The organism is Roseomonas sp. AR75 (genome assembly GCF_005222815.1).
Lineage (GTDB): Bacteria > Pseudomonadota > Alphaproteobacteria > Acetobacterales > Acetobacteraceae > Falsiroseomonas.
Genome location: NZ_STGB01000001.1, coordinates 1,318,279 through 1,344,800 on the forward strand (window position 1 = coordinate 1,318,279; position 26,522 = coordinate 1,344,800).

Consider the following 26,522-nt stretch of genomic DNA (forward strand, 5'->3'; position numbering starts at 1 on the left):
CGCCGCGCGCCGCGTCAGCAAGGCGCGGGCCCTACTCGGCCAGCCAGCCGTATTCTCGGAAATTGGCGCGGTTCATCGCCTCGTCCTGCTGGATGAAGGCAGCGAGTTCCGCGCCCGTCTGCCAGAGATCGCCCTGGCTGCCCGCGACGAGCCAGGCGCGCCATTCCGGAGTCTGGCGCACCTTGGCGAGCAGTTCCGTCCAGAAGGCAGCCTGTGCATCCGTGGTGCGCGCGGGCAGCCAGACCGTGCGCGGCATGCGGAAGTCTGCCGGGCCGATGCCCGCCTCCGTCGAGGTCGGGATATCGGACCAGCCGACCCCATCATGCACCTTCTCCGTCAGCGTCAGGCGCTGGGGGTTGAAGACGCAGAGAGGGCGCACGCGCCCGGCGCGCCATTGCGCCACATTCTCCGCGGGGTTGTTGGTATTCGCATCGACATGCTTGCCGGCAAGCTGGATCGCCACCTCGCCGCCGGAGCGGAAGGGCACATAGGTGAAGGTCACGCCAGTGGCGCGCTCGATCTGCTTGGTCAGGATATGGTCGGTGTCCTTGGCCTGGCTGCCGCCCATGCGGAAGGCGCCGTTCTGCGCGCGCGCGGCCTCAACCAGGTCCTTCGCCGTGCGATAGGGCGCATCGGTGTAGGTCCAGAGCAGGAACTCGTCCGCCGCCATCGAGGCGACGGGCCGCAGGTCCGAAAGGCTGTAGCCGACGCGCGTGACCAGCGGCATCAGCCACACGTTGTTGGTGCCGAACACCACCTTGTGCGGATCGCCCGCGGCGCCGCGGCCATACACGAAGGCTTCCGTGCCGGCGCCGCCGCCCTTGTTGGTGACGATGATCGGCGTGCGCATCAGGTTGTGCTTCTGCACGATGGACTGGACGATGCGCGCGAACTGGTCTGTGCCGCCGCCGGGACCGGCGGCGACGATGAACTCGACGGGGCGCGCGGGCTGCCAGCCCTGCGCAAGGGCAGGCCGCGCGAGCAGCGCGGCGCCGCCGCCGAGCAGCAGGGCGCGGCGGGATGCGGCGAAGGCGGATGTCGGGGATACGACGGAACGCGTCATGGCGGCTTCCTCCCATTCGGGTGACGGGCCGGGTCTGGCGACGGCCTCGACCAGGCAAGCTGGACGAAGCGCCGACAAGTTGTCAACCGGTCCGGCCAGCGGACCAGTAGACCAGCGCCACGCGGCTGCGTTACGCTGCCGCGATGCATGACAGCCTCGCCCTGCTGCGCTCGGCGGTCTCCAGGCGCACGATGCGCGAGCAGATCACGGACCGCCTCGCCGGCATGATCCTTTCCGGCCTGCTGCGCCCCGGCGATGCGCTGCCGGGCGAGCGCGACCTGGCCGCGCAGCTCGATGTCAGCCGGGAGACGGTGCGCGGCGCCATCCAGGCGCTGGCGGCCCGCGGCCTGGTCGAGGTGGCGCAGGGTGCGCGTTCCCGCGTGCTTGCGGCCGCGCACTGGATCGCGCGCCCAGCACCCGTGGCGCGCTATACGCCGGAGGAGGTGCAGGGCGCGCGCCTGGTGCTGGAAGTGGCCGCGGCACGGGATGCGGCGCGGAACGCCGATGCCACGACGCGCGAACGCCTGACCGAACTGGTGGACGAACAGGGCCGCGCGCTGGACGACCCCGCAGCCTTCCATATCTGCGGCTCGGAATTCCACGCGACGCTGCAACGCGCCGGCGGCAACCGCCTGCTCGCCGCCCTGCTCGCCGAGGCGTACGGCCAGTCCTCCGAGCTCAGCCATCGCGCGCTCGCCGCGCCCGGCGCGATGCGCCGCTCCTGGCTGGACCACAAGCGCATCGCCGCCGCGATCGCGGCGCGCGATCCGGATGGCGCGGCGGCCGCGATGCGCCAGCATCTCGACCGCCTCGGCAAGGCGGCGAAGCGCGCCGGCGAGAAGCGCGACGCCGCCTGAGGGCGGCAGATCGGTCGGAGAGGAGACCGCAAGCAGCGGTGTGATCGACGTGTTCAACTGCCTGCGCCGCCCGAACGAGGCATCGTTCGCCGGCGGCGTCTTCGTGATGGTGCAGCTCGCGGACCGACGCACCGGCGAGCTTTTCGCGGGCAAGCGCATTCCCGTCTCGCGAGACCGCCGCCGCGCGCTGATGGACAACCCCTCGCACCTGCTGGGCGTGGAGGCGCCGATCTCGGCAATGGCCGCCGGGCGGCTCGGCCATGCGATCCCGGCGCAGGGCTACCGCCCCGCGGTGGACCTGTTCGCGCGCGCCGCGTGCGAGCTGCCCGCTGGCCACCTCCTCGCCATCGAGGGGAACCGCCATGCCGTGCCGGGGCTGGATGCACTGCTGCTGCCGGCCGCGCCCACGCGCGGCGCATCGCCCGTGCCCCACTACCTCGCCGTGGGCCAGCGTCTGCGCCGGGCAGTGAAGGCGGGCGCGATGATCGGCTGCGACGACCTCGACATGCCTGCGGACACGCTGCTCTGGCATTTGCGCCAGGAGCAGGACGTGATGTTTCCTGCGGCGGGCTAGACGCCGCGCATCCCCGGCCTGCCGCCTCGCCGCTGGTGCCTGGCCGTGCCCCATCTGATGATGGAACACCGGGTGAAGGAGCTTCCGATGACCGCGCTTTTCAACGTGCCGCATGATGCGACGCGCTTCCTCGCGCGTCCCGTCGCCATCGCGCTCGCGCCGCTCACGCCGGTCGTGTGGCCGCGCCCGCGCCGGGTGGCGCGCGCCACCCGGCGGCGGGTCGCCTGAGGCTCGCCATGCGCATCGGATTCATCGGCATCGGCCTGATGGGCGAGGCGATGGTGCGCCGCCTGCTCGAGCGTGGGCACACGGTCACCGCCTGGAACCTGGAGCCGGAACGGCTCGCCACCATCGTCCCGCTTGGCGCGGCTGCCGCGGAAAGCCCGGCGGCCGTCGCCGCCGCCAGCGAGATCGTGCTGACCTGCGTGCTGCACACGGAAGCCGTGCGCAGCGTCGTGCTCGGTGCAGGCGGCGTGGTGGAAGCCAAGGGAATGGCTGGCCGGCTGCTGGTCGATCTCTCCACCGCCGATCCCGATGCGACGCGCACCATGGCCAAGGCCTTGCACGAACGCGCCGGCATGGGCTGGGTCGATGCGCCGGTGTCCGGCGGGCCGCCGGCGGCGCGTGCCGGCACGCTCGCGATCATGGCCGGCGGCACCGAGCCGGATGTCGCCGCGGCGATGCCGGTGCTGCGCGAGCTCGCCGCGAATGTCACGCGCATGGGGCCGGTCGGCGCGGGCCAGACGACGAAGCTTATCAACCAGGCCATCGTCGGCACCGGCTTCGTCGTGATGGCGGAGGCGCTGGCGCTGGCCGAGGCAGCCGGCATCGATGCCGCCGCGGTGCCGGCCTGCCTCGCCGGCGGCTTTGCCGATGGCGAATTGCTGCGGCGGCTCTGGCCGCACATGCAGCAGCGCCGCTTCGACCAGCCCATCGGCTATGCCCGGCAGTTGCTGAAGGACATGCAGGCCGTGGAGGCGTTTGCCGCATCTGTCGGGCAGCATCTGCCGGTGGTCGCTGCCGCGGCCGCGCGCCAGGCGGCGTTCGTCGCGGATGGCAACGCCATGGCCGACAGCGCCGCGATCCTGCGACTCTACCGCCCCGATGGGTGAGGCCCGGCGGATGCCATCGCGCGAAGCCTATCTCGCAAGCGGGGACGACGCCGACCTGCCCGTGATCGACGCGCATCATCACATCTGGGACCTGCAGGCGAACCACCACCCTTGGCTGTCCGAGGAGCCGCCGCCGCCCTTCCGCTACGGCGACAGCGGGCCGCTGCGGCGCAACTACCTGCCCGCCGACTATCGCCGCGACGCCGCCGGCCAGAACATCGTCGCGACCGTCTACATGGAAGCGGAGCACGACCCCGCCGACCCGCTCCGCGAGACGCGCTGGGTACACGACATCGCCTCGCGCGAGGGACTGCCGCAGGCCATGGCCGGCGCGGTCTTCCTCGATCGCCCCGATGCGGGCGCGATCATCCGTGCGCAGCAGGATTTCCCGCTGGTACGCAGCCTGCGCCACAAGCCCAAGGGCGTGGCGCGGCCCGAGGCGTATGACCCCGGACACCGCATCCCCGGCTCCATGCGCTGTCCGGTCTGGCGCGCCGGCTATCGCCTGCTCGCCGACAGCCGGCTGTTCTTCGAATTGCAGACGCCCTGGTGGCACCTGCCCGACGCTCTGGAACTCGCGCGCGACTTCCCGGGCTCGCCGATCGTGCTGAACCATCTCGGCCTGCCGGCGGACCGCAGCGAAGCGGGTCTCGCCGGCTGGCGGGCGGCCATGGCGCGCCTGTCGGAGGCGCCGAACATCCGCGTGAAGCTGTCCGGCATCTGCGTGCCCGGCGAGCGCTGGACGCCGGACCTGAATGGCTGGGTGGTGCTGGAGGCGGTGCGCCTGTTCGGCGCCGGGCGCTGCCTGTGGGCGAGCAACTATCCCGTGGATGGCCTCGTCGCCGGCTTTGCGGAGATCCTCGGGGCGATGCGGGCCATCACCGCCGGGCTGCCGCGCGCAGACCGGCTGGCGCTGTTCCACGATGTCGCGGCGCGCACCTACGGCCTGGCTCCCCAGCGCGACAGCGCCGCGGCGCCCGATGCCGTCAGGCGATAGACGCCACGGCGTTCGCGCTCGAACCAGCCATACACGTTGCGCAGCAGGATGCTGGCCGCGTCCTCCGCGACGCACCGCAGTGCCTTCACGGGCTGCGCGCCGTCGCGCAGCACCGTGGCGCAAGCCAGGGCGCGTTGACGATACGCGGTCATGATAGGCGCACGCGTCAACCCGCCCTCGGCCGGATCGCCAAGGCGCCGCCGATGCTCCTCGACCAGCCGGCTGCGCCGCCGCGTGTCGGGGCGTGGGCGATAGGGGCCGGGCTCGGCGAGGATCTCCACCCGGCCGTCGCCGGGCGAGATGCCCATCAGCCCGAAGCCGAGCATTCGGCACAGCTTGCGGACCCGCCTGTCGCGATCGCGCCCGCTGCGGCTCGTCCTGACCGCCAGCCACACCTCGTCGGCAATCGCCACCCGATCCACCGCCTGCAGCACCAGTTCCAGGCTGAAGCCGAGCTTCATCTCCGTGACCACCAGGAAGGTCGGATCGCCGGCGCGCAGCGCGACGATGTCGCAGCCGCAGATCTCGCCTTTCGGCTCGAGGCCAAGCTGCTCCAGGTGGTGCTTCGCGGCGGCGTAGAGCGAGGTCTCGGAACCGCGGCCAGGTCGGCGATTCGGGCTGGCTGCCATGCCCGGCACTATCCCGCCCGGCGTCGCCTCGTGCCAGGGGCAGGCAAGAGCGCCGGCGCTATCCCTGCTTCCGAAGCGAGCGGACCTGCCGAAGGCCCGACTCCACGAAGCCGGTCGCGCGGCAGAAATCCCGCAGCGAGGGCGCATCCGCCGGCACCATGATCTCGAGCTTCCCGCAACCGGCAACACGTGCCGCCTGCGCGGCGGCCTTCAGCAGCAGCCGGCCAATCCCCCTGCGCCGATCCTCGACGCCGACCAGCAATGTCGTGATCTGCGCCGTCGGGCGTGGATCGTCCAGGCCCCAGTACAAATGCAGGACGACGAGGCCACTCGGCGGCCCCCACTGCGCCGCGATCAGGGCCGCGCCGGGCGCATCGCGCATCGCCGCAAGGCGCTCGGCCAGGTCGCGGGCCTCGGCCGCGTGCCCCGCCGAGGCGAAGAGCTCCGCAAGACCGGGCGCATCGATGGGCGCCGCCGCGCGGATCTCCAGGCCGTAGCGGGAGGTCACGAAGGCAGGCCCCTTGCGATGCGCATCGCCGCGCGCCCGGCAGCGTGCTGCCGGGCCGCGGGCAGGTCAACGTGGCGCGTGGTCGCTCAGCGCCAGAACCCCTTCGAGGCCATCCAGTCCTGCAGCACCTGCGCAACCTGGTCGCTGTTGCGGTCCATCATGACCATGTGGCTGTTGCCGCGGATGCCCATGGCGGGCAGGTCCACCTCGTCCACGCTGCCGCCGGCCTCGCGGATCGCCGCGGCGAAGCGGCGCGCATTGTTGCGGATGGTGCCCCAGCGAGGATCCACATCCACGAAGTCGCCGTAGAGGAACATCTGTGGGATGTCCTTCAGCGCGGCCGCCTGCGCCATCTGGCCGGTGCCTGCGGGCTCGATCAGCAGCAGCGCGCGGAACAGGTCGGGGCGGCGCTGCGCCACCTGCCACGCGAACGCGCCGCCCTGGCTGTGCGCGATCACCACACTCGGCCCCACGCGTTCCAGCAATGCGATGTAGCTGGCGATCGCGTCGTCGTCGGTTCCGAGGAAGCGCGCGACGGTGCCGCGCATGAAGTTCAGGTAGCTCGCCTCGTCGGTCGGGAATTGCTGGCCGGGGCGGGTCTCCAGCCGCGCATAGGAACCGGGGCCCGCGCCGACGCGCCAGCGTTCCCAGGGATCGTGCATCGGCACGTAGAGCGGCGGCTGCCAGATCTGCGGCACCATCGCGCTGCTGCTGCGCCCGCGCTCCGCGGCATCGGTGACATAGGTCGCCCAGCCGCGGCGGATGAAGAAGTTGTCCCAACCGGCGCGGCCATCGGGCGTCGTCTCATAGGTCTTCCCGGTGAGATAGGCGCCGTGCCACAGCATCAGCGGCGCCGTGCCGCGCTGCTGCGCGGGGATCATGTACTGCGCGTACATCTGCCCGACGACGTAGCGGCCATTCGGGTCGATCCGCACCGGCGAGCCACCGACGGTCGGCAGGTATTCGCGGATCGGCTGGCCGGAGAGTTCCACGAGGCGCCCGCCGACATGGAAGGAGCCGAAGCCCTGCAGCGTCAGCGGCGCCTCCTGCGCCGCGGCACCCTGCACGCCCATGCCGCAGAGCATTGCCGCGACAAGCGGCCAGCGCGCCCGCTGGCGCCTGGCTCGAACCGGATCCGTCATGCGTCCTTCCTCCTCATTCCGCCACGATATTGGCCGCGCGGATCACCTCCGCCCAGCGTGTGCGCTCCTCGCGCATGAAGGCCGCGAAGGCGGCCGCATCCATCGGGTAGGGGTCGGTGCCGTCCGCGCGCAGCCGCTGGAGCATCTCCGGCGACGACAGCGCGGCATCCACCGCCTGCGCGAGCTGCCCGAGGATCGGCGCCGGCGTGCCGCGCGGCGCAAGCAGGCCATACCATGCCGTCACGCGATAGCCCGGCAGCGTCTCCGCCACGGTCGGCACGTTCGGCAGTTGCGCCGCCCGGCGGTCGCCCGTGACGGCAAGGGCGCGCAGCTTGTTGCCCTCGATCAGCCCGAGCACCGAGGGCAGCGTGCTGGCGGTGACCGCGACATGGCCGGCGGCGACGTCGTTCAGCGCCGGCGCCGCGCCGCGGTAGGGAACGCTCGTCGCGGTGACGCCGGCGCGCTGCAGCAGCAACGCCATGGCGAGGTGACCGGCCGCCCCGATGCTGGGCGTCGCGTAGGTCATGCGGCCATTCGCCTGCCGCGCCTCGTCGATAAGCCCCTGCAGCGTCGTGGCGCGACTTCCGGGGCCGGCGACCACAACAAGCTGCGTCTCCGCCACCATCGCGATCGGCACCAAGGCCTCGGCCGGGTCCACCGGCATCGTGCCGCGGAACAGCGTGGGATTGACCGTCATCGGCCCCTGGTTGCCGATCAGCAGCGTGTAGCCGTCCGGCCGCGCATTCGCGACGAACTCCGTGGCCAGGTTCCCGCCGGCGCCGGGGCGGTTCTCCACCACCACTGACTGGTTCAGCCTGCCTTGCATGAAGCTCGCCAGCGTCCGCGCCAGCCCGTCCGTCCCGCCGCCGGGCGTATAGGGCAGCACGATGCGGATCGGCCGCGACGGCCAGGCCTCCTGCGCGCCCACCGCGCGCGGCCACAGCCACGGCAGCATGAGGCCGAGGCCGATCGGGCGCGCCAGCGCCCGTCGCGGGATGCTCATGGCATGTCTCCTCCGTCCGGCGCCCGTCGCAGGATGCGCTGCGCCATGTCCAGATGCAGGCGTTCCACCATCTGGCCGTCGAGTTGGATGACGCCCGCGGCGCTGTTCGCAGGATCCGCGAAGGCGGCCTCCACGCCCCGCGCCCAGGCGATCTCCTCAGGCGCAGGCGAGAAAGCCGCGTTGCAGATGCCGATCTGGCCGGGGTGGATCAGCGTCTTGCCGTCCAGCCCGAGGTCGCGCGCCTGCTCGCATTCCTCGCGCAGCGCAGCCTCGTCGCCGATGGCGTTGCAGACGCCGTCGAGCAGGTCGAGCCCGTTCGCGCGCGCCGCGGCCAGCACCGTCGCGATCCAGGGCAGCATGCCCGCACGGCCGCGCTGCAACCGCATGCCGGTTTCCCGGGACAGGTCGTTCAGGCCCATCACGAGAACGGCGAGGCGCGGCGTCTGTCGGCGAACGGCGTCCACGATGGCAAGCGCCTCCAGCACCGCACGCGGCGTCTCGATCATCGCCCAGATCGTGGTGTGCGCCGCGCCCGCTTCGTCCAGCGCGCGCGCAATCGGCAGCACATCGTCGGGCCCCTGCACCTTGGGGACCAGGATGGCGTCGGGCGCGGCGGCGATGGCCGCTGCGCGGTCGGCTTCGGCCCAGGGCGTGCCGGGCGCATTGACGCGCAGCACCACCTCGCGCCGACCGAAGCCGCCTTCGCGCACGGCTTCGCAGGCCATCGCGCGCGCCGCCTCCTTCGCGGCCGGCGCGACCGAATCCTCCAGATCGAGGATCACGGCATCCGCCTCCAGCTCCCGCGCCTTGCGCAGCGCACGGGCGTTGGACGCGGGCATGTAGAGCGCGCTGCGGCGGCGCCGGTCGCGAGGTTCCGTCGTCATCCCGCTATTCCAGCTTGATGCCGAGGCGTTCGATCACCTCGGACCAGAAGGCGAGCTCCGTGCGGGTGAAGGCGGCAAGTTCCTCGGGGTTCATGAAGGCGACATGGGTCCCGCTGTCCAGCGCGCGGCGCCGGAAGCCCTCGGTCTGCACCACGCTGCGAATGGCATCAGACAGCCTGGCCACGACGGGTGCCGGCGTGCCGGCCGGCGCATAGATGCCGAACCAGGCTTCCAGCTCAAAGCCCGGCAGCCCGGCCTCCGCCGTGGTCGGCACGTCCGGCAGCATGGGATGGCGCTGCGGGCTGGTGATGGCCAGCGCGCGGACCGCGCCCTGCTGCACCAGCCCGACCACGGCGGGCGGCGTGGTGATGATCATGTCCATCGTGCCGGCGACGATGTCGTTCATTGCCGGGCCGGCGCCACGATAGGGAACATGCACCATCGGCGCGCCGACCTGGCGCGCAAGCTGCTCGCCGCCGATATGCTGGATCGTGCCGACGCCAGAGGACGCGTAGTTCAGCTTGCCCGGATTGGCCTTGGCATAGGCGATCAGCTCCGCAAGCGTCCGCGCCGGCAGGTCCTTGCGCACGACGATGACATGCGGCGCCTTCAGCACCAGCGCCACCGGTGCGAAGCTGCGGATCGGATCCCAGGCCAGGTTGCGGAACAGGGCGGGGTTCGCGACATGCGAACCCGAATAGGCAAGCAGCAGCGTGTAGCCATCCGGCGCGGCGCGGGCGACCGCGGTCGCGGCGATGTTGCCCGCCGCCCCGGCGCGGTTCTCCACCAGCACCGTCTGCCCGAGCGCCGGCGTCAGCCCCTCCGCCAGAAGCCGCGCCGTGAAGTCGCCGCCGCCGCCGGGCGCCCCGGGCACGACGATGGTGACGGGACGCTCCGGAAAGCGCAGCGGCTGCGCGCCTGCGGGCCTGGCGAGCAGGGCAGCCGAGGCCAGTCCGATCGCGCCGCGCCGTGTTGTCTTGCTCATGCCGTTCCTCCCCTCTCAGACCGACAGTTCGGCGCCGGCCTCCATGGCCACCGCGCCCATCCCGTCCTGCGCCCAGAGCGCGACGCCGCTGCCCTCGCGCACGCCGTTCAGGGTGAATGGCTCGCCGACGAAGAGCGGGTGCAAGGCGCGGAAGTGGAAGCGCGTCATCTGCGCCATGGGCAGGTTCTCGCGCACCAGCTCCGCCAGCATCGTGGCGACGAGCTGCCCATGCACCACCAGCCCGCGATAGGAGTCGCGACCGGTCGCGTAGGGCTCGTCGTAGTGGATGCGATGCGCGTTGAAGATCAGCGCGGAATAGCGGAACAGCAGCGCGATGTCGGCGACGACGCGGCGCGACCAGTCCGCGCGCCGCACCGGCACGGGCGATGGCGCTTCCGCCATGCCGTCGCGCGGAGCCTCGCGGTAGACGATGTCCTGCTCCTCCACCAGCGCCGTGCCCTGCGGGCCGATGAATTCATTGTCGATGCGCAGGAAGGCGAGCCGCCCGGTGCGCCCTGTCTTCAGCACGAGGTCGCGGATGGTGGAGACGCGGCGCGCGGGCTCGCCGATGCGCAGCGGCCGATGGAAGGCGATGCGCGCACCGGCGAACATGCGGCGCGGCAACGGCAACGGCGGCACGAAGCCGCCGCGCTTGCCGTGCCCGTCTTCCGCAAGCTCCGACCAGCGATGCAGGTTCAGGAAATGGATCCAGTGCCAGAGCGGCGGCAGCGCCGCGCCGATGCCCGGCGGGCCGGCCTTGTCGAGCGTCGCGGTCAGCGCCGCCGCCGGGAAGGCCGGCAGCGCATCCTCGACGACTTCCTGCCGGCCGATCCAGGCGCGCAGCGCGTCCAGGTCGGGCTCCGCCGCGGCCTGCATCCTCGCCTCGTTCCCTAGGCCCCTGCCCTGCTCACTCCTCCAGCCCGTTGATGGCGACGCCCTGCGCCTTCAGCTCCGCGATGATGTCGGCAAGATTGTGGTACGCGGTGTTGGTCACGGGGAAGCCGCAATAGATGGACTGCTGGAGGAACAGCTCCGTGACGTCCTGCATCGAGAAACCGTCGGCCAGCGCCGCGCGCAGATGCATGCGGAACTCCTCCCACCGCCCCAGCGCCATCATCGTGCCGAGCACGAGAATGCGGCGCATGCGGTGGTCGAAATGCGGCCGCGTCCAGATCTCGCCCCAGCCGAAGCGGGTGATGAAGTCCTGGAACTCCCGGTTGTACGGCTTGGTGTTGGCCACCGCGCGGTCGACATGAGCGTTGCCCAGCACCTTGCGGCGCACGGCCATGCCGTCCTCGTAGAGCTTGTCCGTCACGCCCGTTTCCTCCCGATGCTCAGGCCGGCAGTTGCAGGATCTGCCGCGCTTCCGCCGTGCTGGCGGGATGTCGGCCGTAGTCGTCGCAGAGTCCGGCGACCCGCGCCACAAGCTCGGCGTTGCTGCGCGCCAGGCGGTCGCGGTCGAAGCGGATGTTGTCCTCGAGCCCGGTGCGGACATGGCCGCCCATCTCCAGGCACCAGCGATTCACGTCGAGCTGGTGGCGGCCGAGGCCGATCGCGCCCCAGCTCGCATCCGGGGCAAGCTGTGTCAGCTCCGCCACCAGGAAATCCAGCAGCCCGCGCCGCACCGGCAGCGCCACGCCCATGACGAACTGCACGTGCAGCGGCCGTGCGATCAGCCCGCGCTCCATCAGCCGCACCGCGGCGTAGAGCATGGAGACGTCGAACACCTCGATCTCCGGCTTGATCGCGAAGGCCTGCATCGTGCCGGCGAGTTCCTCGATGAACTCCGGCGGGTTCTCGAAGATGAAATCGCCGAAATTGCAGGAGCCGGTGGTGAAGGAAGCCATGTCCGGCCTGTGATCCAGCGCGAGGCTCCGCTCGGCGCGCGTGCGCCCGCGGCCGCCGGTGGAGAACTGGATGATCATGCCGGGGCAATGCCGGCGCACGCCGTCCTGCACGGCAGCAAACAGGTCCGGGTTCGAGCTCGGCGACTCGTCGGCGTTGCGGACGTGGATATGCACCAGCGACGCGCCGGCCTCGAAGGCTTCGTGCGTGGACTCGATCTGCTCGGCGGGCACCACGGGCACCGCCGGCGTGTCCTTCTTGCGCGGCACGGAACCGGTGATGGCAACGGTGATGATGGCCGGACGCGACATGGACCTTCCCGATCGGCCGCGCTTGCCGATAACTTTTCGCTGTGCGAAAATTCTTGCGCGCAGCGAAAACGCTAGGGCTGGAACTGCCCGGCTGTCAACGCGAGGTCCGCGCGCGCCCCGTCACTTCAGCGAATGCAGCAGCGCCGGCACGCGCGAGATCGCCTGCCCGATCTCGGCCGCCTTGCGCTCCAGCACGTCGCGCCGCGCGGCCACGATCTCCTCGACGGTGAGGCGCGGTGAGAAGGCCGAGCAGTTCACCGCCGCCAGCACGCGCCCATCCGTGCCGCGCACCGGCACCGCCACCGCGCCGAGCCCCTCCTCCAGCTCGTCCTTCACCGCGACGACGCCGTCGCGCCGCACCGCTTCGATGATGTCGCGCAGCGCTGCCTTGTCCGTGACGGTCTGCGGAGTCAGCCGGACCGGATCGAGCCGCGCGAGATAGGTCTCGAGGGCCTGCTCCGGCAGCGCGGCGAGCAGCACGCGCCCCATCGAGACTGCATAGGCGGGGAACCGCGCGCCGACCCCGGCTGTCAGGCGCACCAGGCGCTTGGCCGAGAAGTTCGCGACATAGAGCACGTCGTCGCCATCCAGGATGGCTACCGAGCTGCTGTCCCCCGCTTCCGCCACGACCTCGCGCAGCAGCGGCAGGATCACCTCCTCCACCCGGCCCGCATCGAGCCAGCTCGATCCCAGGGAGAGGATCTTCGGACGCAGGAAGAACCGCTTGCCGCTCTGCCCGACATAGCCGAGCCGCTCCAGCGTCCAGAGGCAGCGACGTGCCGTGGCCGGGCTGAGACCCGCGCGCAGCGCCACCTCGCTCAGCGTCAGCTCGGCATGGTCGCGGCCGAAGACCTGGATGACGGAAAGGCCGCGGGCCAGCGCCGCGACGAAGTCACGATCCGCCTTCGCGCTCATCGGCTGGTCTGCGCGGACTTCGCTCGTCGACCGGCTGGGGAAGGCGGATTGGCGACTGCTCATGCCCGAGCATCCCGCCCGTTCCGGCCGCTGTCGAGCGGGTGCGACGCTTCGCGGGAGGCGGCGACACGAAGGCCGGCGCGGGCGGCGCTGTCAGCGTGCCGATCGGGGGCGCCAGGCGCGCGGCCGCGTCAATCGCAGGCGCAGCCGTCGGTCGGCGAGGTCTCGCCGCGGATCACGTGGTGGTCGATCCACTCCGCCACCAGGCGACGCGCCTCGGTCACGGAGGATTCCGGGTGATGGATCCGATACAGCGTGGTGCAGCTGGTGAAGGCGGACATGTCGCCGCGGCCGCTGTCGCGCAGTTCACGATACGCGGTCACGACCGCTCGTTCGCACCGCCGGGCGATGTGGCTGAAGTCCTGGCCCATCGGACCTCCCCGAAACACGTCCTCGACCCCGTCGGCGGATCGCCAACCGCAATTGAGAACCGTTCTCAATTGAATGCCTGTTTATACGACGCGCCAGCCCGGCGGTTCAAGTGCCGATTGGGGCGGCCGGGCCGGTTTCTGCCGGCCCAGGCGCGCCACCGCCGGTCACCCGCGCGCGACCGCCTCGGCCAGCGCCTTGCCGACATCCACCGTCCCGGCATTGCCGCCCATGTCGCGGGTGCGCGGGCCGCCTTCGGCCAGCAGATCCTCGATCGCCTTCACGATCGCGTCCGCGGCCGCCTTCTCGCCGAGATGCTCCAGCATCATGGCGCCCGACCAGATCTGCCCGATCGGATTGCAGATCCACTTGCCCGCGATATCCGGCGCCGAGCCATGCACCGGCTCGAACATCGAAGGATGCGCCTTCTCCGGGTTGATGTTGGCGCTGGGCGCGATGCCGATCGAGCCCGCCACCGCCGGGCCGAGGTCGGACAGGATGTCGCCGAACAGGTTCGATCCCACCACCACGTCGAACCAGTCCGGATGCTGCACGAAATGGGCGCAGAGGATGTCGATGTGGAACTGGTCGGTCGTCACCTGCGGATAGGACTTCGCCATCTCGGCGAAACGCTCGTCCCAATAGGGCATGGTGAAAGTGATGCCGTTCGACTTGGTGGCGGAGGTCAGCTTCCTCCGCGGCCGCGTCATCGCCAGTTCGAAGGCATATCGCAGCACGCGGTCCACGCCGACACGGGTGAAGACCGAATCCTGCGTGACGAACTCGCGCTCCGTCCCCGCGAACATGCGCCCGCCGCTGCTGCTGTATTCGCCCTCGGTGTTCTCGCGCACCACGTAGAAGTCGATCTCCGCCGGCGTGCGGTTTGCCAGCGGCGTGCGCGCGCCCGGCATCAGCTTGCAGGGGCGCAGGTTCACATACTGGTCAAAGCCGCGCCGGATCGGGATCAGCAGGCCCCAGAGGGAGACGTGGTCGGGCACGCCGGGCCAGCCCACCGCGCCCAGGAAAATCGAGTCGCTCTCCCGCAGCCGGTCCAGCCCGTCATCCGGCATCATCTTGCCGGTCTGGGCGTAGGTCTCGCAGGACCAGTCGTAATGGGCGAGGTCGAGCTCGAAGCCGAAGCGGCGTGCGGCGGCATCGAGCACGCGCAGGCCTTCCGGCACCGTCTCCTTGCCGATCCCGTCACCGGGAATGACCGCGATACGGTGTTTCCTCGCTCCGGCCATGCCGGCGTCCTCCTTGCCTCGGCGCCCGGCCGGGCCGGGTCGGCGAAGGGCCGGCCGGCTGGATCGGGGCGCGGAAGCTGCCGGGCGATCGCGCCCGCGGCAAGGGGGCGCCGGCGCGCCGGGTCAGCCGACCGGCGCGGCGGAGCGCCGCATCACCCGCAGCCGCGCAATCACGTTGCGGGCGCCGGCTGGCTTGCGCAGCACGGTGCAGCGGCACCGGTCGACGTCGCGGCCTGCGGCAGCCAGAGCGTGACGGTGGTGCCCTGGCCGGGCGCACTCGCGATCGCGAAGCCGCCGCCGGACTGCCGCGCGAACGCCTTGGCCATCGACAGGCCGAGCCCGGTGCCGACCCCGGCCGGCTTGGTGGTGAAGAATTGCTCGGTCGCGCGGGCCAGCGTCGCGGCGTCCATGCCCTCGCCCGTGTCGCCCACCGTTATCCGCAGATAGGCGCCGGGGCCCAGCGCCTTCGCTTCGCTGTCCGATCCCTCGTCGATCCGCTCGGCTGCGGCCGCCAGGGTCAGAATGCCGCCACCCGGCATGGCGTCGCGCGCATTCGTGGCCAGGTTGATCAGCGCCGTCTGCAACTGCTGCGGCTCCGCAAGCAGCGGCGGCAACCCCGGCGCCGCCTCCACCCGGATCGTGATCCGGCTGCCGAGGGCCGCAGCCAGCACCTCCTTCAGCCCCTGCAGCAGTTCCGCGGCGTCGAGCGGCACGGCGCGGGGCTCGTTGCGCCGCGCGAAGGCCAGCAGCCGGCCGGTGATGGAGGCCCCGCGCTTCACCGCGTCCGTCAGCATCGCGCTGCGGCGGTGGATGGCGGCGACGTTCCCGGCATCGCGCTGGATCAGGCTGGCCGCGCCGGCAACCGCCTGCAGCACGTTGTTGAAATCATGCGCGATGCCGCCGGCCAGGCTGCCGAGCGCCTCCAGCTTCTGCGCCTGCCGCAACTCGGCTTCCAGCTGCCGCCGCTCCGTGATGTCCTGCAACATGCCGATCAGGCGCAGCGGCCGGCCGGTCGCGGGATCGCGTTCGGCGACGCTGCCGTGGCACCAGTCCCATCGCCAGCCGCCATCGGGACGGCGCAGCCTCGTCTCCTCCGCCCAGCCTTCGGCACCACCGGAGGCCACGGCGTCCCAGGCGGCGGAGAAGGCAGCGCGGTCATCGGGGTGGATCGAGGCTTCCAGCGCAGCCCATTCGGGCCCGGCAAGGCTGACCCAGGTGTCGGCAGGAAACCCGCTGCCGAGCACCTCCGCCGCCCGCGCATCGAACCAGGCAAGGCCCCGCTCGAAGTCGATCTCGTAGATGCCGAGGCCGGCGCCCTCGGTCGCGGCGCGGAGCCGCAATTCGGCCTTGCGTCGCCCTGCCTCGGCCTCCGCCTCGGCGGTCAGGTCATGTGCCAGGCTCGACACCGAATGCAGTCGGCCATTCGCACCGAACTTCGCCGATCCCTGCACCTGCAGGCAGACGGCGCTGCCGTCCGGCCGCGGGTGGCGCACGCGCAGCGCGAAGTCCGGCCGCTCCGGGGTCAGGGCGACCAGCGCCGTCAGGACGCGCCGGCGGTCGCGCGGGTCGAGCCCGGCGAGCAGGGCGGCCGGCGAGTGCTCGCACGCGGCCACGGCCGGCAGACCCAGGATCTCCGCCGCATTGGGGGAGCGGAACACGCGACCGGAACCGGCGTCGTATTCCAGGGCGATCACCCGCCCGGCGCGCAGTGCGCGGATCAGGCGCTGCCGGCTCTCGGCAAGATCGCCGGTGCGCGCCGCCACCCGCTGCTCGAGATCCTGGTTGGCGCCGGCAAGGCGGGCGTTGGCCTGCCGCACCGCAAAGGCCATGCCGAGCAGCAGCAGGCTGGCAGGCACGCCGATCAGCAGCTGACGAGCGACGGCCTGGAGCCACTGCTCGACGACAGCGCGCATCGGCCGCGCCGCCGTACCGTAGACCGGCCAGCCTTCGATGCGGTAGAGCGCGGCCAGATAGTGTCTCCCGCCCATCTCCGCCCGGACGGCGATGCGCATGGCAGCCGGTGGCTCCGCCCCGATCGCCGCGGACACCGCATCGGCAACGCGCGCGGGCGGCACGAAGCCGCTGTTGCGCGCCAGCACCTCGCCATCGCTGCGTACCAGCCCCACGGTGTCGTCGTTGTCGGCAACCAGGGCCGCCAGCTGAGGCATCAGGCTGTCCAGCAGGATCGGGAGATACACCACGGCCGCGAAGCCGTCCCGCGTCGGCTCGCCCACTGGATCGTCCAGGCGAAGGCTCACCGCGAAGTGGAACGCCGCGCCAGGCTCGTCCGCATGGACGCCGCTGACATGGAAGCGGGGACTGCCGCCCACGGCCTGCGCCTGGAGGATGCGATGATGCGGGGTAGCCGCGCCGTTCCTGCCCATGGACGGGCCGCGCACCGTGAGCAGCACGACGCCGTCACGGTTCAGCACATAGGCCCCTTCGGCCCATGCCAGTTCTTCGAGGATCGCCTGCAGACGCGCCTGCAGGTCAGCCTGCCGCGCACGGATCTCCGTCTCGGCGAGGCCGCGCAGGGCGTCGGCGACGCGCGCCGCGGCCATGGCGCGCAGGCTGAGCACCCGCTCACCGTATTGCGCGACGGCGAGCGCCGAGCGCTCCACCTCCACTTCGGCGCGTTGCCGGATATCCCGCCAGCTCTGCCAGGCGCTGACCGCCATCAGCAGGATGGGCAGCACGCAGCAGAAGATCAGGAACAGGGTCGCCCAGCGGCTGGCCGGACCCTGCGTACTGGACCCTGGCGCGCGTCCTGCACGCAGGGCGCCGCTACGGCCAGCCGAGGAGCCGACCCGGTGCGCATCCGTTGCGGCCTCCCGCTTTTGCAATGAGCCTCCCCAGAGACGACAAGACCGCAACCCTCAACTCTGCAAGATTTATGCATTAGGAGTTGAGCAAATTGAAAAATGCCGCCGCGCGCCCGTCCTGCCAAGCACAATCTTCAAGGATTCGTGATAAGTATGCGGCGATCTCCAACTGGAAGTTCTGCACTTCATCGCGCCACAACCGGGCGATGTATCAGTTGCGCCGGCGCCACTCCTCCGGAGTCTCGAACCGGCCACCCCACACGCCGCGTCGATGCCACCGGGCGACCGCCTCCTGCGGCAGGTAGCGCCAGGAATACCGAGTATAGGCGACGGCAAGCCCCTCGCTCACCAACCAGGCCGCGATGTCCTCCGTGCCGGCCCGGCAGAGGGCGAGGATGCGGCCAAAGCGGTCACGGCCGCGCGGCTCGCAGCGCAGCTCGCGCCCGCCGATGAACTGCCGCAGCGCCTCCGCCGCGTCGCGCCCGCAGGGCCAGGTGACGCCGCCACGCTCGCAGTCCTGCCGCAGTTCCGGCGCGTCGGCGGCATCGAGCCGGATGCGCTGCCCTGCGATCTCCAGCGTGTCGGCGTCCACGACGCGGACACGGCCGACGAGGTCCGCGCGCCGGGAGCCCGGCGGGCCATCGAGCCCGACCAGCGCCGCGGCGCCGGCGAGCAGCGCCAGGACGAGCACCAGGACCAGCCGACGCCGGCGCCTCACGCGCGGGCCGGTCGCAGGAGACGCGGCAGGGGCAGCAGCGCGACCGCAAGGCCGGCCAGCAGGATGCCCTGCGCTGGCCGCAGCCCTGCCGCGAGATCCAGATTGGCGGCCAGGATGCGCGCGGCCGGCAGGTTCGTCGCCGCGCCATACCAGACGAACTCGACCACCGCCGTCGCCACGGCTGCCGCCACCGCCAGCCCCGCGAGCGCCAGCGGACGCGCCCGATGCTCCCCCGGCAGCAAGCGCCAGAGCATGAGCCAGATCCAGCAGCCCGCCAGCACAACCGCCGAATCCGCGCGCGCCCGGGATTGCAGGAAGGCATGCAGCACCGCCGCGGCGGACAGCGCATAGACCCAGCGATGCAGCCGCTTCCATCGCCGCCCGAGCCTTGCCTGCGCCCGGTCGGTGGACGTCCATCCGAGCACGCAGAGGCCGAGCAGCACGACGAAGCCCAGCGTCAGATAGACCCGCAGCGCGATCTCCTTCGCCACCGCCCACAGGTCCCACGCCAGGTGGCCGGCATAGAGCGCAAGGTGCAGCAGGGCGTAGGCGAGCGCCGCCAGCCCCACCATGCGGCGCAGCGTCGCCGCCTTCGGCCAGCCGGCAACCCAGCGCAGCGGCGTGACGGCCAGGCTGATCAGCAGGATATGCGCCGCATGGCTGCCGGCTTCCCGCGTCGCCTGCTTCCAGGGCTCCGGCCCGAGATCGCCGCCGGCGAGAAGCGCCAGCAGCACCAGGGCGGGGCTGGTCAGCGCGACCAGCACGGCGATGCGAAGCGCGGAGACCCGGCCTCCCCGGTCCAGCCACGGCCAGGCGAAGCGGGAGGGGGCGGGGATGGCGCGCGCGGTCATGCCCCTGCTTCGCCGCCGCGCGGGGATGGTTTCGCTCACCCGAGCCAGCCGCGTGCGAGGATGGCGGCGGCGACGCGCCCGGTCTCATCCAGCGGCCGCCGATCGAAGGGCGCCGGCGCCTCGGCCAGCGGCCGCGCCTGGCCGGCGGCATAGAGGCTTTCGTGCAGCGCGCGATGGCGACGGCCCTCGTCGCCCTGCGCCGCGACGAAGATCGGCGCCGCGGTGATCAGCGCCTCGGACAGCATCGACACGGAATCCCCGGTCACCACCAGCGCATCCGCCCAGGCCATGAAGCCGAGCAGCGGGTTCGGCCCCTGCCCGCCCCAGCGATGCAACCGATGCGGCACGGCGGACAGCGCCGCGCCGAGCGCCTCGGTCGCCGCGGCGCCGGTGCGGCGACTGGCCGTGGCGAGCACGCTGCCCGCGAAGCCCGCGACGCGATCCCCGAGGCGGCTGGCCGCCGCGGGCGCCATCCCCTCCCCGCGCACGGGACCGCCGACGAGCAGCGCGACCCGCGGCGAAGGCAGCGCCTGCAGCGCTGCCCATTCCATCCGCGCCGCGGCCAGCCGCTCCGGCGAGACGCGATGCGCGGCGCCGAGGATCGGCAGGATGTTCGCCTGCTCCCTGGGATGGTCGTGCCGCCCGATCACCAGCAGATCGATCCCCTCCTCCGGCCAGGTGCGCATGCAATGCACCGTGCGCACCCCGCGCCGCCCGAGCCAGCGCGCGACGGGCCCGGAACGCCTTCCGGCCGAGATCGCCAGCCGCGGCCAGGACGGCGCGAACCCCGCGCGCGCCGCCGGTGCCAGCCCGGCGAGGCTCGGCCACGGCAGGGGCAGGCGCGCCAGCGGCCCCCAGGCGAGGTCGAGTTGACGGAACGCGAACCCCAGCCGCTCCGCGACGCCCAGCGCCTGGGCGGCGGTGCCCGCGCGGGGATCGGCCAGCACCCAGACCGGGGCGGGCGCAACCGTCATGGACGTGCCGCCCGGCCGGCGTTACCAGAAGCCTTCAATCGCCGCCCTTCACCGACAGGAACCTCGCCCGATGGCCGTCACCCACGCCTCCGACTGGGACCGCGACGCCGCCCTGACCACCGCGCGCATCCTGCTGGAGATCAAGGCGGTGAATTTCCGGCCGGAGGAGCCCTACACCTTCACCTCGGGCTGGAAGAGCCCGGTCTATATCGACTGCCGCAAGATCATCTCCTTCCCCCGGGCGCGCAACCGCATCTGCGACCTCGGCGTGGAGAAGATCGGCAGGCACATCGGCTTCGAGACGATCGAGGCGGTGGTCGGCGGCGAGACCGCCGGCATTCCCTTCGGCGCCTGGATCGCCGACCGCATGATGGCGCCCATGGCCTATGTGCGGAAGAAGCCGAAGGGGTTCGGCCGCAACGCGCAGATCGAGGGCGAGGTGCCGGTGGGCAAGCAGACGCTGCTGGTGGAGGACCTGACCACCGACGGCGCTTCCAAGATCCGTTTCGCCAATGCGCTGCGCGAGGCGGGCGCGATCTGCGACCACACCTTCGTTGTGTTCTACTACGGCGTCTTTCCCGGCAGCTTCGAGCAGATGAAGGCGATGGGCCTGAACCTGCATCACCTCTGCACCTGGTGGGACGTGCTGGAGGTGTGCCGGGAGCGTCCCTATTTCTCCGAAGGCGCGCTGAGCGCCGTGCGCAAGTTCCTGGAGGACCCGGTCGGCTGGTCCAAGGCGCATGGCGGGATCGGATCGCTGGCGGAGGCGAAGCCGAAAGACGCGGCGGAGTAGGAGGCGGCGATGGTGCGGATCAGCGTGGAGTTGCCGGACGAGGTGGCGGAAGCCCTGACCCGCGCCGCGGCGGAGCGGCAATCCACGCGCGAGGCCATGCTGGTCGAGGCGGCGCGTGCCTTCGTCGCAGCAGACGCGGACTTCGAAGCATTCCGTGCAGACCGCGCCGCCTACGAGAGGTGGATGGCTGAGGGCGAGGCGGATGCCGCCGCCGGACGCGTGGTGCCGGCCGAAGAGGTCTTTGCCGAGCTTGATGCGATCATCGCCCGGGCCCGGCAGCGGCGCGGCGGGTGAGACTTGTCTTCGCCCTGGCGGCACGCCGCGATCTGGCGGAGGCAGTGGCCTATATCAGTGCCGACAACCCCGACGCGGCGCGCCGGCAGCGGAGGCTGATTGAACGAGCGGCGCAGCGCCTTCTGGACTTCCCCGGCCTTGGCCGCGAGGACGAGGATGGAAGGCGACGCCTGCGCGTGCCGCGGACACCGTTCGTGCTGATGTATCGCCAGCACGACGAGATGATCGTCATCCTTCGCGTGTGGCATGGTGCGCGACAGGACGGCGGCCTGGCCGATCGGGCGTGATGACAAGACCGCGGGCAGCGACCTTCTGGCCAACGGACGCGCGCACGGCACTGCCGCGGGCGTCCGAGTTGCCCGCGTTCCTCGACAGCGTGGATTTTCCGGTTCCGGGGAGGACCAAGGGTCGCAAGAAGGAACATCGCGAGGGCCACTGCATCATCCGCGCGCTGCGTTGGCTCGGCACGACCCATCCCCACCTTTTTCCCGCAACACTCATCCGTCAGGAAGCGCCCGACTTCGTCCTTGAGCCTCGTGGAAACGGCAGGACCTGGGCTATCGAGCATACGGACGCGGGCGAGCAGGAGTATCAGCAGTGGCAGGCGCGAACCGATGACCAAGAAGGTGTTTTGGCGCTGCCAAGTCCGGACGGTGAAGCGTGGCTAGGCGATGCGCCAGAACGCGCCTTTGACGAGGCAATTCGTCTTGCGGTGAGGCGCAAGAGCGAGCCGAATTTCTGGCGCAATGAACCCGACCAGGCCGTGCGTTGCATACTCGCTTACGATCAGACGAACGCCAGGCTGTTCGTCAGCGACGCCCACGCCCTGCAGAGCATCCAGCGCGCTGCGGCCACGGCACCAGGCTTCGGAGTAATGCTCGTGCGTGATGCCAAACGGGTTCTTGTTGCAGGGATCGAACCATGAAGACGGCCTTGTCGCACGCGCTCGCAGTCGCCGTTGCCTGTCTGCTGACGGCGACAGCCGCCCTCGCGCAAACCACCCGCGACCAGCTCGCCATCGGCATCACACAGTATCCCGCAACGCTGCACCCCAACATCGAGAGCATGGCGGCGAAATCCTACGTGCTCGGCTTCACGCGCCGCCCGCTCACCACCTACGACCAGGACTGGGCGTTGACCTGCATGGGCTGCGAGACGCTGCCGTCGCTCGACAACGGCCTGGCGCAACGGGAGACCACGCCGGATGGCAAGCCCGGCATCCGCGTCACCTGGCGCCTCCGCGAGGATCTGCGCTGGGGCGATGGCCGGCTCGTCTCTTCCGAGGACCTGCTCTTCGCTTGGCAGGCCGGGCGCGATTTCTCCACCGGGTTCGGCGGCAGCGAGTTCTACCGCACCGCGTACGAAGCCATCGTGGTCGATGCGCGCACCATCACGCTGCGCTTCGATCGCGTCACCTTCGAATACGCCTCCGCCGGCGACTGGCAGCCCCTGCCCGCGCATGTCGAGCGCGCACGCTGGGAACAGGACCCGCGCACCTATCGCAGCCGCAGCGCGTACGAGACGGAGCCGACCAATCCCGCGCTCTGGAACGGCCCCTATCGCATCGTGCAGGTGCAGCCCGGCGCAGGCATCACGCTGGAACGCAATGACAGCTGGGCCGGCCCCGCCCCCGCCTTCCGCCGCATCGCGATCCGCACGGTGGAGAACACCACCGCGCTCGAAGCGCAGCTCCTCGCCGGGCAGCTCGACATGATCGCGGGCGAGCTCGGCCTGCCGCTGGACCAGGCGGTGGCGCTGGAACGCCGCGTCGGCAACCGCTTCCGCATCGGCTACAAGCCCGGCCTGATCTACGAGCATCTCGACGTCAACCACGACACGCCGCTGCTCGCCGACCGGCGCGTGCGGCAGGCGCTGATCCTGGCCACCGACCGCGCGCAGATCGTGCAGCGCCTGTTCGACGGGCGGCAGACTCTCGCGCATGGCAACGTCAATCCGCTCGACTGGGTGTACGACCAGTCCATCCGGCAATGGCCCTACGACCCCGCCCGCGCCCGCGCGCTGCTCGAGGAAGCCGGCTGGCGTCCTGGCCAGGATGGCATCCGCCGCAACGCCGCCGGCGAGCGCCTGACCATCGAGCTGATGACCACCGCCGGCAACCGCTCCCGCGAGGCCGTGCAGCAGGTCATCCAGGGCATGTGGCGCCAGGCCGGCATCGAGGCGCGGATCCGCAACGAGCCGCCGCGCGTGCTGTTCGGCGAGACACTGTCGAAGCGCCGCTTCACCGGCGCCGTCATGTTCGCCTGGATCAGCGCGCCGGAAAGCGTGCCGCGCACCACGCTGCATTCCGACGAGATCCCGACCGCCGAGCGCAACTGGTCCGGCCAGAACTACACCGGCTTCCGCAATGCCGAGATGGACGCGCTGCTGCAGGCCATCCCGATCGAACTGGACCGCGAGAAGCGCCGGGCGCTGTGGCAGCGCCTGCAGGCCATCTACGCCGAGGAGCTTCCGGCGATTCCACTGTGGTTTCGCGCCGATGCGCATGTCTGGCCGCGCTGGCTGGAGGGCGTGCGCCCGACCGGCCATCTGGCGCCGTCCTCGCTCTGGGTGACGGACTGGGCGGTGCGGTGATCCGCCTGCTCGCATCACGTCTGGTGCAGATCGCGGTGACCATGGCGATTCTCTCCTTCGCCATGTTCCTGCTGATCGGGCTGATGCCGGGCGATCCGATCGACCTCGCCATCGCCGGCGATCCGCGGCTGACCGCGGAGGATGCGGCACGGCTTCGCGCGCTGCACGGATTGGACCAGCCGCTGCTCGCCCGCTACGCCGCCTGGGCGGGAGGATTGCTGGAAGGCCGCTTCGGTCATTCGCGGCTTTTCGCGCAGCCCGTGGCGCAGGTGATCCTGCCGGCGCTGGCCTCCACGCTGGTCCTGCTGGGCGCGGCGCTGGCGGTGGCGGGCGGTGTCGGCATCGCGCTCGGCCTGCTGGCGGCGGCGCGCCCGAGGCTGGCCCCGGCGGTGGATGCGGTCGCGATACTCGGCCAGTCGGCACCGTCCTTCTGGCTCGGCATCCTGCTGATCATCCTGTTCGCGGTGACGCTCGGCTGGCTGCCGGCCGGCGGCAGCAGCGAGACGGGAGGGCTGGATGCGCTGCGCTTCCTGGTGCTGCCGGTGGCCACCCTCGCCATCGCCAACCTCGCTGCCTATGCGCGCCATTCCGCGGCCGCGGTCAGCCTCACGCTGCGCGAACCCTGGATCACGGCGGCACGTGCGCGCGGCAACGGGGAAGCGCGCGTGCTGCTGCGCCACGCCTTTCCCAATGCCGCGGTGCCGATCCTGCAGGTGGCGGCACTCGATGCCGGCGCGCTGGTCGGCGGCGCGCTGATAACGGAGACGCTGTTCGCCCGCCCCGGCATGGGCAAGCTGATCTACGACGCGGTGATGGGCAACGACACCAACCTGGCACTGGTCGCGCTGCTGCTGGTCGCGCTGGTGACGATGCTGGCGACGCTGGTGGCGGATCTTGCGCAGCGCGCGCTGGACCCGCGGCTGCGCGACGCCTGATGCGCCTGATCCTCGGCGTCGCGCTGCTGCTCCTTCTCGTCCTCGGCGCGCTCGGCGCGCCGCTGGTGCAGGACTGGCTCGGCCATGATCCCTTCGCACCCGACCTCTTCAGCCGCCACAACCCGGCCTCGCCCGAGCATCCGCTCGGCACCGACGAGCTTGGACGCGACCTGCTGCTGCGCCTGCTCTACGGCGCGCGCGTCTCGCTTGCCGTGGGGCTCGCGACCGCCCTCGCGGCGGCGTTTCTCGGCACCGGCATCGGGCTGCTCGCGGCCTGGCGCGGCGGCGCGCTGGATGCGGTGCTGATGCGCCTTGCCGATGGCATGCTCGCCCTGCCCGCGCTGCCCGTGCTGGTGGTGCTTGCCGCCGCGGATACCGGCCGCATCGGTCTGCCGCGCGGGGAGCCGCTCTCCGATATCATCCGCATCGTCGCGATCCTGACGATCTTCGGCTGGGTGGGCGTCGCACGGCTCGCGCGCGCCGCCGCGCTCTCCGTTCTCGCGCGCGACTATGTCCGCGCCGCGCGCGCGCTCGGCGCCGGGGAGACGCGCATCCTGCTGCGCCACGTCGTGCCGAACATCGCCGGCCCCATCGCGGTCGCCACGGCGCTCGCGGTCGCCGGCGCCATCCTGGCGGAGAGCACGCTCTCCTTCCTCGGCCTCGGCATCGCGCCGCCCATGGCAAGCTGGGGCAACATGCTGTCCAACGCGCAGGACCTGGTGTTCAGCGCGCCCTGGGCAGCGGTGTGGCCGGGGCTCGCCATCCTGGCGGCGGTCGCCGGCTGCACCCTGGTCGCGGACGGCCTGCGGCGGTAAAGCTTCCTCAACCGGGAGCGACGCCATGCCGCAAGGCGAGGACAGGATCCGCACCACCCATACGGGCAGCCTGCCCCGCCCCCGTGCGCTCACCCGCCTGCACGCCAGGCGTGCACGCGGCGAAGCGGTGGATGCGGCGGAGCTCGCCGCCGCCTCCCGCGCCGCGGTCCAGGCCATCGTGCCGAAGCAGCTCGCGGCCGGCATCGACATCCCCAATGACGGCGAGCAGGGCCGCGAATCCTTCGTGCTCTACCTGCGCGACCGGCTGACAGGCCTCGGGGGCGCTTCCGCCCGCGGCGGCTTCGCCGATATCGAGGCCTATCCCGAATTCAAGGCGGAGATGCAGGCTGGCCTTGCCAATCGTGAGGCCGCGAGCGTCACCAGCAACCTGCCCGCCGCGATCGCGCCGGTGGATTACGTCGGCGCCGACGCGATGCGTGCGGAATGCGCGGAGTTCCGCAACGCGCTCGCCGCCGCGGGCGCGGCGGACGGGGCGGCCTTCATGGCCGCACCCTCCCCCGGCATCGTCGCCGCCATCGTGCAGAACCGCCACTACGACAGCGACGCAGCCTATCTGGCGGCGCTCGCCGCCGCGCTGCGGCACGAATACGCCGCCATCCTGGATGCCGGCTTCACGCTGCAGATCGACTGTCCCGATCTCGCGCTGGAACGCCACGGCGCCTGGCAGGATCGCCCACTCTCCGACTTCCTCGGCTTCTGCGAGGGCGTCGTCGCCGCGATCAACACCGTCATCGCGGACCTGCCGAAGCAGCGCATCCGCATGCATGTGTGCTGGGGCAACTACGAGGCGCCGCATGACCACGACGTCCCCTTCGCCGAGATCTGGCCGGTGATCCGCCAGGCGCGCGTCGGCGGCTTCGTGCTGCCCTTCGCCAATCCACGCCACGCGCATGAACACCGCATCTTCCGCGACGCCCCCCTGGCGGACGACCAGGTGCTGGTCGCCGGCGTGATCGACACCACCACCAACTTCGTCGAACACCCCGAGGTCGTGGCGGAACGGCTGGAACGCATCGCGCAAAGCCTCGGCGATCCGTCGCGGCTGATGGCCGGCACCGATTGCGGCTTCGATACCTCGGCCGGGCGCGGGCGCGTCGCGCCCGACGTGGTCTGGGCGAAGCTGCGCAGCCTTGCCGAAGGCGCGCGCATCGCTTCCGACCGGCTGTTGGGCTGAGCGCCATGTGCTGGCTCTGCACGCTGCGCCAGAAG

Annotated in this window: 30 protein-coding genes; 13 read left to right on the forward strand and 17 right to left on the reverse strand. The window is 71.4% G+C overall.

All coding sequences use genetic code 11. The annotated features are described in order from the left end of the window. Positions 1 to 31 precede the first annotated feature (31 nt). Positions 32 to 1,063, reverse strand: coding sequence for a tripartite tricarboxylate transporter substrate binding protein (locus tag E4T13_RS06210; protein WP_137177326.1), 1,032 nt, complete (start codon positions 1,061 to 1,063; stop codon positions 32 to 34). A gap of 143 nt (positions 1,064 to 1,206) precedes the next feature. Here E4T13_RS06210 and E4T13_RS06215 point away from each other — a divergent pair, with 143 nt between their 5' ends. The 5 genes from E4T13_RS06215 (at position 1,207) to E4T13_RS06230 (ending at position 4,603) form a co-directional block, all read left to right on the forward strand. Continuing rightward, positions 1,207 to 1,920, forward strand: coding sequence for a FadR/GntR family transcriptional regulator (locus E4T13_RS06215; protein ID WP_137177327.1), 714 nt, complete (start codon positions 1,207 to 1,209; stop codon positions 1,918 to 1,920). Positions 1,921 to 1,960: 40 nt separating this feature from the next. Continuing rightward, positions 1,961 to 2,494: a hypothetical protein gene (locus tag E4T13_RS06220; protein WP_137177328.1), complete on the forward strand. Its 534-nt coding sequence runs from the start codon at positions 1,961 to 1,963 to the stop codon at positions 2,492 to 2,494. A gap of 87 nt (positions 2,495 to 2,581) precedes the next feature. Next, entirely contained in the window at positions 2,582 to 2,722 is a 141-nt protein-coding gene (locus E4T13_RS29780; protein WP_170984833.1) for a hypothetical protein, read from the forward strand. Positions 2,723 to 2,730: 8 nt separating this feature from the next. Then, positions 2,731 to 3,606, forward strand: coding sequence for an NAD(P)-dependent oxidoreductase (locus tag E4T13_RS06225; protein ID WP_137177329.1), 876 nt, complete (start codon positions 2,731 to 2,733; stop codon positions 3,604 to 3,606). A gap of 10 nt (positions 3,607 to 3,616) precedes the next feature. Further along, positions 3,617 to 4,603 (forward strand): amidohydrolase, encoded by a 987-nt coding sequence (locus E4T13_RS06230; protein WP_240791001.1) that lies wholly within the window; start codon positions 3,617 to 3,619, stop codon positions 4,601 to 4,603. Here the strand turns inward: E4T13_RS06230 and E4T13_RS06235 are convergent. From E4T13_RS06235 to E4T13_RS06310, 16 genes are all read right to left on the reverse strand, one after another. Continuing rightward, positions 4,546 to 5,232 carry a DUF2161 family putative PD-(D/E)XK-type phosphodiesterase gene (locus E4T13_RS06235; RefSeq protein ID WP_137177331.1) on the reverse strand — a complete coding sequence of 229 codons (687 nt, stop codon included), beginning with the start codon at positions 5,230 to 5,232 and terminating at the stop codon, positions 4,546 to 4,548. The genes E4T13_RS06230 and E4T13_RS06235 overlap by 58 nt on opposite strands. A gap of 58 nt (positions 5,233 to 5,290) precedes the next feature. After that, positions 5,291 to 5,740, reverse strand: a complete 450-nt coding sequence (locus E4T13_RS06240) for a GNAT family N-acetyltransferase (protein ID WP_137177332.1) — start codon at positions 5,738 to 5,740, stop codon at positions 5,291 to 5,293. A gap of 86 nt (positions 5,741 to 5,826) precedes the next feature. Then, positions 5,827 to 6,882, reverse strand: a complete 1,056-nt coding sequence (locus E4T13_RS06245; protein WP_240791002.1) for an esterase — start codon at positions 6,880 to 6,882, stop codon at positions 5,827 to 5,829. Between the two features lie 13 nt (positions 6,883 to 6,895). After that, positions 6,896 to 7,885, reverse strand: a complete 990-nt coding sequence (locus tag E4T13_RS06250) for a tripartite tricarboxylate transporter substrate binding protein (protein WP_206030080.1) — start codon at positions 7,883 to 7,885, stop codon at positions 6,896 to 6,898. Next, entirely contained in the window at positions 7,882 to 8,769 is an 888-nt protein-coding gene (locus E4T13_RS06255) for a CoA ester lyase (RefSeq protein ID WP_137177333.1), read from the reverse strand. The genes E4T13_RS06250 and E4T13_RS06255 overlap by 4 nt, the downstream gene beginning before the upstream one ends. A 4-nt stretch (positions 8,770 to 8,773) precedes the next feature. Then, positions 8,774 to 9,754, reverse strand: a complete 981-nt coding sequence (locus tag E4T13_RS06260; RefSeq protein WP_137177334.1) for a tripartite tricarboxylate transporter substrate binding protein — start codon at positions 9,752 to 9,754, stop codon at positions 8,774 to 8,776. 15 nt (positions 9,755 to 9,769) lie between these two features. Beyond that, a complete protein-coding gene (locus tag E4T13_RS06265) occupies positions 9,770 to 10,630 on the reverse strand; it encodes a MaoC family dehydratase N-terminal domain-containing protein (protein WP_137177335.1) in 861 nt (286 codons plus the stop codon). 31 nt (positions 10,631 to 10,661) lie between these two features. Beyond that, complete coding sequence (locus tag E4T13_RS06270) at positions 10,662 to 11,069, reverse strand: carboxymuconolactone decarboxylase family protein (RefSeq protein ID WP_206030081.1); 408 nt, start codon at positions 11,067 to 11,069, stop codon at positions 10,662 to 10,664. Positions 11,070 to 11,088: 19 nt separating this feature from the next. After that, positions 11,089 to 11,910, reverse strand: a complete 822-nt coding sequence (locus E4T13_RS06275; protein ID WP_137177336.1) for a 3-keto-5-aminohexanoate cleavage protein — start codon at positions 11,908 to 11,910, stop codon at positions 11,089 to 11,091. A gap of 120 nt (positions 11,911 to 12,030) precedes the next feature. After that, complete coding sequence (locus tag E4T13_RS06280; RefSeq protein ID WP_170984834.1) at positions 12,031 to 12,825, reverse strand: IclR family transcriptional regulator C-terminal domain-containing protein; 795 nt, start codon at positions 12,823 to 12,825, stop codon at positions 12,031 to 12,033. Positions 12,826 to 13,016: 191 nt separating this feature from the next. Next, a complete protein-coding gene (locus tag E4T13_RS06285; protein ID WP_137177338.1) occupies positions 13,017 to 13,256 on the reverse strand; it encodes a hypothetical protein in 240 nt (79 codons plus the stop codon). Positions 13,257 to 13,421: 165 nt separating this feature from the next. Further along, the gene (locus E4T13_RS06290) at positions 13,422 to 14,498 is read right to left on the reverse strand and encodes a tartrate dehydrogenase (protein ID WP_137177339.1); all 1,077 of its coding nucleotides are present in this window, start codon (positions 14,496 to 14,498) and stop codon (positions 13,422 to 13,424) included. A 170-nt stretch (positions 14,499 to 14,668) separates the two neighbouring features. After that, positions 14,669 to 17,194 (reverse strand): ATP-binding protein, encoded by a 2,526-nt coding sequence (locus E4T13_RS06295; protein ID WP_137177340.1) that lies wholly within the window; start codon positions 17,192 to 17,194, stop codon positions 14,669 to 14,671. 337 nt (positions 17,195 to 17,531) lie between these two features. Next, positions 17,532 to 18,038: a thermonuclease family protein gene (locus tag E4T13_RS06300; RefSeq protein WP_137177341.1), complete on the reverse strand. Its 507-nt coding sequence runs from the start codon at positions 18,036 to 18,038 to the stop codon at positions 17,532 to 17,534. Next, complete coding sequence (locus E4T13_RS06305; RefSeq protein WP_137177342.1) at positions 18,035 to 18,889, reverse strand: sulfite oxidase heme-binding subunit YedZ; 855 nt, start codon at positions 18,887 to 18,889, stop codon at positions 18,035 to 18,037. Before E4T13_RS06305 ends, E4T13_RS06300 begins: the two co-directional genes overlap by 4 nt. 35 nt (positions 18,890 to 18,924) lie before the next feature. Next, positions 18,925 to 19,863 (reverse strand): mitochondrial fission ELM1 family protein, encoded by a 939-nt coding sequence (locus E4T13_RS06310; RefSeq protein ID WP_137177343.1) that lies wholly within the window; start codon positions 19,861 to 19,863, stop codon positions 18,925 to 18,927. A gap of 70 nt (positions 19,864 to 19,933) precedes the next feature. Between E4T13_RS06310 and E4T13_RS06315 the strand changes: the two genes are divergently transcribed. The 8 genes from E4T13_RS06315 to E4T13_RS06350 all read left to right on the forward strand — a co-directional run bounded on the left by E4T13_RS06315 (position 19,934) and on the right by E4T13_RS06350 (position 26,487). Continuing rightward, positions 19,934 to 20,656, forward strand: a complete 723-nt coding sequence (locus E4T13_RS06315) for an orotate phosphoribosyltransferase (protein WP_137177344.1) — start codon at positions 19,934 to 19,936, stop codon at positions 20,654 to 20,656. Positions 20,657 to 20,665: 9 nt separating this feature from the next. Next, positions 20,666 to 20,950, forward strand: coding sequence for a ribbon-helix-helix protein, CopG family (locus E4T13_RS06320; RefSeq protein WP_137177345.1), 285 nt, complete (start codon positions 20,666 to 20,668; stop codon positions 20,948 to 20,950). After that, complete coding sequence (locus E4T13_RS06325; RefSeq protein ID WP_137177346.1) at positions 20,947 to 21,237, forward strand: type II toxin-antitoxin system RelE/ParE family toxin; 291 nt, start codon at positions 20,947 to 20,949, stop codon at positions 21,235 to 21,237. Before E4T13_RS06320 ends, E4T13_RS06325 begins: the two co-directional genes overlap by 4 nt. 68 nt (positions 21,238 to 21,305) lie before the next feature. Continuing rightward, entirely contained in the window at positions 21,306 to 21,875 is a 570-nt protein-coding gene (locus E4T13_RS06330; RefSeq protein WP_137177347.1) for a hypothetical protein, read from the forward strand. Then, positions 21,872 to 23,542 carry a peptide ABC transporter substrate-binding protein gene (locus E4T13_RS06335; RefSeq protein WP_137177348.1) on the forward strand — a complete coding sequence of 557 codons (1,671 nt, stop codon included), beginning with the start codon at positions 21,872 to 21,874 and terminating at the stop codon, positions 23,540 to 23,542. The genes E4T13_RS06330 and E4T13_RS06335 overlap by 4 nt, the downstream gene beginning before the upstream one ends. Continuing rightward, on the forward strand, positions 23,539 to 24,477 hold the full coding sequence (locus E4T13_RS06340) for an ABC transporter permease (RefSeq protein WP_240791003.1): 939 nt from the start codon (positions 23,539 to 23,541) through the stop codon (positions 24,475 to 24,477). Before E4T13_RS06335 ends, E4T13_RS06340 begins: the two co-directional genes overlap by 4 nt. Further along, positions 24,477 to 25,292 carry an ABC transporter permease gene (locus E4T13_RS06345; protein WP_240791004.1) on the forward strand — a complete coding sequence of 272 codons (816 nt, stop codon included), beginning with the start codon at positions 24,477 to 24,479 and terminating at the stop codon, positions 25,290 to 25,292. Before E4T13_RS06340 ends, E4T13_RS06345 begins: the two co-directional genes overlap by 1 nt. Positions 25,293 to 25,317: 25 nt before the next feature. Continuing rightward, positions 25,318 to 26,487, forward strand: coding sequence for an epoxyalkane--coenzyme M transferase (locus E4T13_RS06350; RefSeq protein ID WP_137177350.1), 1,170 nt, complete (start codon positions 25,318 to 25,320; stop codon positions 26,485 to 26,487). The last annotated feature ends 35 nt before the right edge of the window (positions 26,488 to 26,522 follow it).

Excerpts from the sequence above, each read along its gene's own strand:
- E4T13_RS06210 (WP_137177326.1), bottom strand. The coding sequence starts at position 1,063 with ATGACGCGTTCCGTCGTATCCCCGACATCCGCCTTCGCCGCATCCCGC.
- E4T13_RS06215 (WP_137177327.1), top strand. The coding sequence starts at position 1,207 with ATGCATGACAGCCTCGCCCTGCTGCGCTCGGCGGTCTCCAGGCGCACG.
- E4T13_RS29780 (WP_170984833.1), top strand. The coding sequence starts at position 2,582 with ATGACCGCGCTTTTCAACGTGCCGCATGATGCGACGCGCTTCCTCGCG.
- E4T13_RS06225 (WP_137177329.1), top strand. The coding sequence starts at position 2,731 with ATGCGCATCGGATTCATCGGCATCGGCCTGATGGGCGAGGCGATGGTG.
- E4T13_RS06230 (WP_240791001.1), top strand. The coding sequence starts at position 3,617 with ATGCCATCGCGCGAAGCCTATCTCGCAAGCGGGGACGACGCCGACCTG.
- E4T13_RS06235 (WP_137177331.1), bottom strand. The coding sequence starts at position 5,232 with ATGGCAGCCAGCCCGAATCGCCGACCTGGCCGCGGTTCCGAGACCTCG.
- E4T13_RS06245 (WP_240791002.1), bottom strand. The coding sequence starts at position 6,882 with ATGACGGATCCGGTTCGAGCCAGGCGCCAGCGGGCGCGCTGGCCGCTT.
- E4T13_RS06250 (WP_206030080.1), bottom strand. The coding sequence starts at position 7,885 with ATGAGCATCCCGCGACGGGCGCTGGCGCGCCCGATCGGCCTCGGCCTC.
- E4T13_RS06255 (WP_137177333.1), bottom strand. The coding sequence starts at position 8,769 with ATGACGACGGAACCTCGCGACCGGCGCCGCCGCAGCGCGCTCTACATG.
- E4T13_RS06260 (WP_137177334.1), bottom strand. The coding sequence starts at position 9,754 with ATGAGCAAGACAACACGGCGCGGCGCGATCGGACTGGCCTCGGCTGCC.
- E4T13_RS06265 (WP_137177335.1), bottom strand. The coding sequence starts at position 10,630 with ATGCAGGCCGCGGCGGAGCCCGACCTGGACGCGCTGCGCGCCTGGATC.
- E4T13_RS06275 (WP_137177336.1), bottom strand. The coding sequence starts at position 11,910 with ATGTCGCGTCCGGCCATCATCACCGTTGCCATCACCGGTTCCGTGCCG.
- E4T13_RS06280 (WP_170984834.1), bottom strand. The coding sequence starts at position 12,825 with ATGAGCGCGAAGGCGGATCGTGACTTCGTCGCGGCGCTGGCCCGCGGC.
- E4T13_RS06285 (WP_137177338.1), bottom strand. The coding sequence starts at position 13,256 with ATGGGCCAGGACTTCAGCCACATCGCCCGGCGGTGCGAACGAGCGGTC.
- E4T13_RS06290 (WP_137177339.1), bottom strand. The coding sequence starts at position 14,498 with ATGGCCGGAGCGAGGAAACACCGTATCGCGGTCATTCCCGGTGACGGG.
- E4T13_RS06305 (WP_137177342.1), bottom strand. The coding sequence starts at position 18,889 with ATGACCGCGCGCGCCATCCCCGCCCCCTCCCGCTTCGCCTGGCCGTGG.
- E4T13_RS06310 (WP_137177343.1), bottom strand. The coding sequence starts at position 19,863 with ATGACGGTTGCGCCCGCCCCGGTCTGGGTGCTGGCCGATCCCCGCGCG.
- E4T13_RS06315 (WP_137177344.1), top strand. The coding sequence starts at position 19,934 with ATGGCCGTCACCCACGCCTCCGACTGGGACCGCGACGCCGCCCTGACC.
- E4T13_RS06320 (WP_137177345.1), top strand. The coding sequence starts at position 20,666 with ATGGTGCGGATCAGCGTGGAGTTGCCGGACGAGGTGGCGGAAGCCCTG.
- E4T13_RS06335 (WP_137177348.1), top strand. The coding sequence starts at position 21,872 with ATGAAGACGGCCTTGTCGCACGCGCTCGCAGTCGCCGTTGCCTGTCTG.
- E4T13_RS06345 (WP_240791004.1), top strand. The coding sequence starts at position 24,477 with ATGCGCCTGATCCTCGGCGTCGCGCTGCTGCTCCTTCTCGTCCTCGGC.
- E4T13_RS06350 (WP_137177350.1), top strand. The coding sequence starts at position 25,318 with ATGCCGCAAGGCGAGGACAGGATCCGCACCACCCATACGGGCAGCCTG.